Genomic DNA, 1,389 nt, shown 5'->3' on the forward strand with positions numbered 1-1,389 from the left:
AGCAACCCGCTCGGCTTCCTCGGGGTCGGCCAGGACGTCCTTTAGGTACTCAAGCCACGGCAGGCAGGTGTCGGTTGCGGTACCGATCCAGACATTATCGCGGTGGTAGCGCTTGACCTTAATCTCTCCAGGACACCACACAGCAAAGTCGCACCAGTCGCGGCCCATCACCGCCATCTGGCATTGTATTTGGTGCCAGTACAGGTCGCGGTCGCCAAGATCGAGCAGCTCGTCGGGCACTTCGAGGGCATCGCGCAGCTTGAATGGAGCTTTGATCTCGATCAGCCCGTCATCACCCACTAGCCCATCGGGCGAAGCCCCTAGCCAGTCGTGCTTGGGGTGGGTGTGGAAGCCGGTCTCGACCGGCGAGCGCCCCGTCTCCATCGCGTACTCAGTGCGGGCGATGTCCTCGTTAGCGTGGCCGTATTCTGTGGCGACGTTGCCGGTGAATGCTCGCGGGTAGCCCAGGGCGTCGCGCACCATGTCGCGCAGCACGTCGTCCTCGCCGTTGCCGGTGATGACCTTGCCTATCACACTAGCGGTGATGCGGCCCTTGCGAGCCGCGTGCCATTGATCAGTACCCTGTGCAGGCATGTTCATGCATGCACCTCCAGATCACCTAGGCGCTCCGTGGCCGACGCATGGATGCTCTGCATCTGTAGGTGGGACGCTCCGCGCTGCTGTGCACTCTGCACGTACTTGTTGATAGTGCCGGCATCTTTTGCGCCACGGATGGCGGCTACCGCCTTGTCTACGTCCACCGCCTTAGCCGTCTTCGGTGCCTGCTGCTGGCCCTGCTGTCGGTTGTCCTGGCTATCGGCGTCCTTGTTGTCATCGATCAACAGTAATCCGTTGAGCGCGTGCTTGCGGGCGTAGCTTGATGTGCTGCCGGTAATCTGGCTGTCGTCCTGGCCTTTCTTCGTCGCTGCCTCTCGGGCAAACGCTGTAGTGCTTAGACTGTGCTCGCCATCAGTGATGGTGGCCGTGGCCTTCACATAAACGCGATCACCTACTACCTGCATATCGTCGTTGATGGTGATGACAAGGCCGTTCAGCAACGGCTTGACGGCCTGCAAAATGTCTTCGCAACTGCGGTAGCTGTAGCCGCCGAACATGTTTTTCTGGTTCTTCGGCGCGCTGAGTTTGCGCTGGATCTCAGCCAGCCTCTCGGTTAGTGCTTTCATACCTCAGCCCTCATGTCGCCCTGAGCCCATTGATCGTTAAGATCAGCTATCGCCTGTGAATGGCTCATCTTATTTTGCGCGAGAGACCCCGTCCTTTAGTGCGGGGAGGGATAGCGCGTCGTCGCTAGACGACCCTGTTCTCGCTGCCTCCTTCTGGACAGTTGCTATCTTAATGGAAACACTGTAATCTATAAGGCATGACTAA

Annotated in this window: 2 protein-coding genes; both read right to left on the reverse strand. The window is 59.0% G+C overall.

The window, feature by feature from the left end:
* Positions 1-600, reverse strand: a 600-nt coding sequence (locus tag ACESMD_RS10525; protein WP_372612930.1) for a lambda exonuclease family protein, incomplete at its 3' end; no start/stop codon positions are given.
* Positions 597-1,184, reverse strand: coding sequence for an ERF family protein (locus ACESMD_RS10530; protein WP_372612932.1), 588 nt, complete (start codon positions 1,182-1,184; stop codon positions 597-599). The genes ACESMD_RS10530 and ACESMD_RS10525, both read right to left, overlap by 4 nt.
* Between the last annotated feature and the right edge of the window lie 205 nt (positions 1,185-1,389).

Origin of the sequence: Halomonas sp., assembly GCF_041689495.1 — a bacterium.
GTDB lineage: Bacteria > Pseudomonadota > Gammaproteobacteria > Pseudomonadales > Halomonadaceae > Halomonas.

Bases quoted from the DNA above. Each gene is read 5' to 3' on its own strand.
- ACESMD_RS10530 (WP_372612932.1), bottom strand. From the start codon at position 1,184: ATGAAAGCACTAACCGAGAGGCTGGCTGAGATCCAGCGCAAACTCAGC.